We start from the raw sequence: 5,646 nt of genomic DNA on the forward strand, positions 1-5,646 counted from the left end.
TTTAAAGTTACGGGCCCGCGCACGCTAAACCTTGCAACCTAAAGGAGGGGTACTTTTTGGACGCCGATAAGGGGTCCCGTTTAAACGCCGATTGACACGTAGAAGAGCAAGCGGGAAATTTGTTGGTAGTTATCATCTGGAGTCAGAAAGTCGCGCAATGGTCATTTTTGAAGGTTTTGGCAGCTTTACATGCGCGATCCGTATTTGTTTATGTTCAAAAGCGATTGACGGGGAACGTTAAGGTAAGCTCAATATGAACATTGACTTGTACGCCTTTATGCCGTACATAGAGGTAGTTCTAACCAGCTTAAGGAGGCTGAAATGTTGGCCTTCCATAATGAAGTTATCGACATCGACGAAAAAAGCAGCGAAAGGATGAACTTTCGCACCAAGCCGCGGATCAAAAAGACGATACAGCGAGCTGCAGCACTCGCTGGCGTTGACGATTCAGTGTTTACTATGAGTGCCGCATATAAAGCTGCGATGGAAACCATTGCAGCACATGAGCACACATTTTTGCAGTCAGTGGATCATGAAGCGTTCTTTACGCTTCTCGATAATGCGCCTGAGCCTACCGTGCACTTGAAAGCGGCATTTGCCCGCCATAAAAAGACGGCACTTTCAAAGTGATGCAACAAGATCCCGATTTGAACATCATCGAGCCGTTCGATCCAGCAAAACATGATCGAACGGCATTTTCTTGTGGTGTTTCACAAGTTGATAATTTTCTAAAACTAACGGCAAACAAGCTATCAAAAACCGATGCAATCCGGGTCTTTATTCTGACGGGCGCAAACAAGCAGCTCAAGGGCTTTTATGCACTTAATGTTCATTCCGTAAACTACAAAGACCTGCCCAATCATTATGCCAAAAACCGGCCAAGCCATGGGAGTATTCCTGCTGCCTATATTTCAATGATCGGTGTCGACAGCCGTTTTCAAGGAAAAGGCTTGGGCGAAATCTTGCTCGTTGATGCCATGCAGAGGGTCATCCGTGTTGCTGACCAGATTGGCATCAGTGTTATCATGCTCGATGTGCTGGAATGCGGCAACGAACATAATACTGCGCGTAGGCTCAAGCTCTATACAGAAAAGTTTGGTTTTACGTCTCTGTCGTCAAACCGACTTCGGCTGTTCATTCCTGTCAAAACTGTCAGAATGGCTTTCGCAGATTGTTAGCCGTGCTGCATGAATTTTGTTTTTGGATAATTATAGTTTCTTAAACGACGCCGATTTCAAGTGGCTTGCCACCTGAAAGGCTATTCTTCATCGAAGATGCCGTTAGCCGCATTTGAGGCTACTCTAATAGCAGTTAACGGCATAATTTAGTAGCTATTTCACATCGGTTTATGGGGGCTCATTATGAGCCGCTCACGAAATCCCTAAATCCCGTCGGCACCGCGTTCACGTGAATATTATAGGCGATGAATGATATCTGGCATGTTGCGCTTTAAAGATGATAAACTGCTTTACCAAGTGATCGAACGAGGACTGGCACTTATGGACTGGAAGAATATTGAAGCTGATTGGCACCGGATAAAAATCCACGTCAAGGAGCGTTGGGAGAAATTGAGTGCAGAAGATCTTGATACCATTAACGGTAATTACGACGCACTGAATGCCAAGATTCAGGATCGTTATGGTTTGAAGGAAGAACACGCTACGCTGCAGCTCGATGAGTGGTATAATAACCAACAGTGGTTGTCTTGAGATATAAGACTGTTCCATAATTTACATTATCTGATTTTAACTTGTAGCCGGGGTGGGTTCTAGTTTGAAGTGCGACTTGCAAATGATAACAATGAGTTATCCAATGCAAGGAACCTGTCATGGACCGCATTTATTCGCATATTGATTTGGATGAACGCCGCAGAATAGCGCGCTGGCGCACTGCAAAGCTTTCCGTTGACGTTATTGCTGAGAAGCTTGGAAGGCAACGCTCGACCATTTTTCTTGAACTTAAGCGTAACCAGTTTACCGATGATGAGATCAAGGATTTAGACGGCTATTACTGTACAATTGCTGATCAGAAATGCCGCGAGCGTCGCTCGAAGCACCGCAAGCTCATCCGGTATGATGAGCTACGGCAGTCCGTCATTCAGCACATCAGCGATGGATGGTCACCGCAACAGATTGCCGGGAGAATGCGGCTGGAGCGGCATCCCATCTCTGTCAGTCATGAAACAATCTATCAGTTTGTGTATTCCACCGACGGTCGAAAAGAAGAGCTTTGGAAATATCTGCCGGAACATCGCGCCAAACGACGCCCACGTCATGCCCGGCGTCATCATGGACGCCGCTTTCCCCCAGAACTGAGCATCCTTTATCGTCCGGACATGGTTGCCAAGCGCAAGCAGTTCGGCCATTGGGAGGGCGACACTATCCAGTTTCGCAAGAGGTTTGGCAACGCCAATGTAACGTCTCTGGTCGAGCGGGTGAGCCGCTTCACGGTTTTGTTGCGCAATAATGATCGTCAATCAAAGCCGTTGATGGAAGGTGTGATTAGAGCACTCCAGCCCCTGCCCCAACTGGCCCGCCGATCGATTACGTTTGATCGTGGTACCGAGTTTACAGAGTGGTCCTATCGGCACTGTTACGTTAACCTGAGTGTAAATATCAGCGGCGATAACGGGTTATGACCGAACCACGTTCTTCGCTTTATCATCGCCATCGTTATCCAGCCGAGATCATTGCAGAAGCCGTATGGCTATATTTCCGCTTTCCATTAAGCTTTCGCATGGTTGAAGACATGCTGGCTTATCATGGGATCTTCGTCACACATAAGACTGTGTACGAATGGGCTGAGAAATTCGGACGGACCTATGCCAGTGATATTCGTCGCCGCACACCACGCCTTGGTGACAAATGGCATCTGGATGAGGTTGTCATTACGATCAAAGGTGAGCATCACATTCTTTGGCGAGCGGTTGATCAGGATGGTTTCGTGATAGATGTTCTGGTCCAGAAACGCCGCAATACCAAGGCTGCCAAGCGTTTCATGCGCAAGCTTCTCTCTGCTCAAGGTTGCGCACCGCGGGTTATGGTCACCGATAAACTACGATCTTATGGCGCGGCCAAACAAGAGATAGGCCTTAGCGTTTGCGATCATCGTCAGCATAAGGGTTTGAACAATCGAGCAGAGAATTCGCATCAGCCGATCCGAAGACGAGAGCGTATCATGAAGCGCTTTAAGTCAGCACAACATGTGCAGAAATTCACGTCGATACATGATCCGATCTACAACCTGCATTGCTTTCCCCGCAACCAATTCAACGCAACTGATCATCGTGCGTTGCGACAAACCGCCAACAACATGTGGCGTGAAATCGCTTGCCTGAAGTCTGCATAGAAAATGCATCAAAGACCAAGTTACTTCAGCACTCAGGTTAACGTAACAGTGCCTTGCAAGCGTCATCAAATCTGCGTCAGAGCCAATACTCCGTTCCGATTGACACTTTTGGGAAAATGAGCCCTTTCGAAAACGACAGCCATTCGCCCGCATCTCGCTTAACTAAACATAACGGACGCATTTATCTCAACAGAAGCAAAAATTTTGCGACAAAGCCGAGAAAATGTCAAGATAATTCGGGGCTATTTCGTTTATGAACTTATTGCATTAAACTGATGTGGTTTGTATTATAAAGAGTTAGACAAAACTATAAATTTTCAAAAGTTGCGCTAGGAAGTCGTTTATGATTGAAATACGCACTCACGAGAATGTTGTAATTGATACCAGTTCTGAGCGTGCTGCTAGCAACGAATCAGATAATTTGTACCGCAGAGAAGAAGCGTTTATTCGATATGCACTAGATAGTGCAGCTATCGTTGCGATTACGGATAGCAAGGGGACAATCACCTACGTTAATAATAAATTCTGTGAAATTAGCGGATACACACGGGATGAACTAGTGGGATCCAATCACAGAATGGTTAAATCTGGCCATCACGATACTGATTTTTTTAATGGTATGTATCATCAGATCGGGCACGGGAATATTTGGCATGGAGAAATTTGCAACAGAAGCAAAAGTGGCAATCTATATTGGGTTGATACAACCATCGTTCCACACCGCACACAATCGGGAAAAATTGATAGCTATACAGCAATCCGTTTTGATATAACTGCTCAAAAGAATGTCGAAGCACAATTGCGCGCTAACCGCCATCATCTGTTTGAATTAGCCAATCATGATGCGTTAACCGGATTAGCTAACAGACGTCGTTTTCAGACATATCTCGCTGACTCATTAATGAATGCACGTCTTCGAGGTACTAATCTATCTCTGGCACTTATTGATCTAGATGCCTTTAAAGAGGTTAACGATTCATTTGGTCACGATGCAGGCGATTCACTTCTAATCACCATTGCCGACACAATAAAAGCTTCCTTAGGGCCAGAGCCGTTTATTGCGCGCTTAGGTGGCGATGAGTTTGGTATTATTTACTTGGGTGTAAAACATTCAGAGATACTAAAATCGCTTGAGATTATTCGGAGGCAGTTACGTACGATCCCAACAGATACGGCGAGATCAAAACTATGTAGTGCGAGCATTGGGGTAGCTTTTTTCCCGTCAGATGGAGAAGATACAACCACGCTTTTTAAAGCTGCTGATATTGCTCTCTATGCCGCCAAAGCTAGGGGACGTAATCGTATTACAGAATTCAAACCTGCATTAATGGAGGCGCTAGATGAGCGTGTCGCTTTGTTGCGAAATGTCTCAATTGGCCTTACTAATAAAGAGTTTGAACTTTATTATCAACCAATTGTCCCGGCAAAGTTTGATAGGAAACTGGCATTTGAAGCTCTCCTGCGTTGGAAGAAACCCGATGATAAAATATGGACACCTTCTCAATTTTCAATTGCTTTCGAGGATGCCCAAACATCTGCATTGATCGGACAGTACGTACTTAATCGTGTCTTTGATGATGCTATGCATTTGAGAAAACAAGGGACAGATTTCGATTATATAGCGATCAATCTGACAAACGCCGACCTGATGTCTGATGATTATATAAATCTCTTTATTCAGCTTCTCCGTGAAACTAAACTCCCGCCCGATCTCTTTTGCGTTGAGGTGACCGAACGTATACTTTTAAGTAGTGAAGAAGAGGGCGCTTACAATCAATTAAAAAAACTAACTGATCTTGGCGTGAGAATTTCTTTTGATGATTTTGGCACCGGTTACGGGTCTTTAACCCATTTGCGCGAGTTGCCCATTCACCATATTAAGATTGATCGCTCTTTCGTTGAGAACATTCAAACCTCAGTTATTGATCAGGCCATTATTGAAGGTATTGTAAACATTTCACACAAAATGGGCAAGCGTGTTGTAGTGGAGGGCGTAGAAACTAAAGAGCAACTTGATGTGTTACGTAAATTGGAATGTGATGATATACAAGGTTTTCTATTTTCATCCCCGCAGCCTTTGCCACGATTGAGTAGAGTCATTGAAGGTCTGTTGTCACGTTAAATTACCTAGGCGGATAATGGGTGGATGGGTGTTGTCACGTTAAGTTTCTCTGGCCGGAAAGACCAGGGGCTCGTAGATATTCAGGCGTAACAGGCCGCAATTTTCCATGCATCGAAAGCTTCGAGGCGATGGTAGCGAATTGTGTGTGCGGCTCGGCGACGAGATGGAACAGAGAA

At 45.2% G+C, this 5,646-nt stretch carries 5 protein-coding genes and 1 pseudogene; all 6 read left to right on the forward strand.

What is annotated here, in order from left to right:
- Nucleotides 1-321: 321 nt before the first annotated feature.
- The 6 genes and pseudogenes from VBH83_RS19055 to VBH83_RS19080 all read left to right on the forward strand — a co-directional run bounded on the left by VBH83_RS19055 (nt 322) and on the right by VBH83_RS19080 (nt 5,470).
- The gene (locus VBH83_RS19055; protein WP_112808560.1) at nt 322-630 is read left to right on the forward strand and encodes a DUF1778 domain-containing protein; all 309 of its coding nucleotides are present in this window, start codon (nt 322-324) and stop codon (nt 628-630) included.
- Nucleotides 630-1,178 carry a GNAT family N-acetyltransferase gene (locus VBH83_RS19060; RefSeq protein ID WP_396999055.1) on the forward strand — a complete coding sequence of 183 codons (549 nt, stop codon included), beginning with the start codon at nt 630-632 and terminating at the stop codon, nt 1,176-1,178. Before VBH83_RS19055 ends, VBH83_RS19060 begins: the two co-directional genes overlap by 1 nt.
- 261 nt (nt 1,179-1,439) lie before the next feature.
- A complete protein-coding gene (locus VBH83_RS19065; RefSeq protein ID WP_396999052.1) occupies nt 1,440-1,709 on the forward strand; it encodes a CsbD family protein in 270 nt (89 codons plus the stop codon).
- Between the two features lie 119 nt (nt 1,710-1,828).
- Nucleotides 1,829-2,584, forward strand: a pseudogene (locus VBH83_RS19070) (IS30 family transposase); the annotation flags it as partial.
- A gap of 50 nt (nt 2,585-2,634) precedes the next feature.
- A complete protein-coding gene (locus VBH83_RS19075; protein WP_396999053.1) occupies nt 2,635-3,348 on the forward strand; it encodes an IS6 family transposase in 714 nt (237 codons plus the stop codon).
- A 343-nt stretch (nt 3,349-3,691) separates the two neighbouring features.
- Nucleotides 3,692-5,470 carry a putative bifunctional diguanylate cyclase/phosphodiesterase gene (locus VBH83_RS19080; RefSeq protein ID WP_396999054.1) on the forward strand — a complete coding sequence of 593 codons (1,779 nt, stop codon included), beginning with the start codon at nt 3,692-3,694 and terminating at the stop codon, nt 5,468-5,470.
- Nucleotides 5,471-5,646: the final 176 nt, after the last annotated feature.

The organism is Ochrobactrum sp. S1502_03 (genome assembly GCF_044435015.1).
Taxonomy (GTDB): domain Bacteria; phylum Pseudomonadota; class Alphaproteobacteria; order Rhizobiales; family Rhizobiaceae; genus Brucella; species Brucella chromiisoli.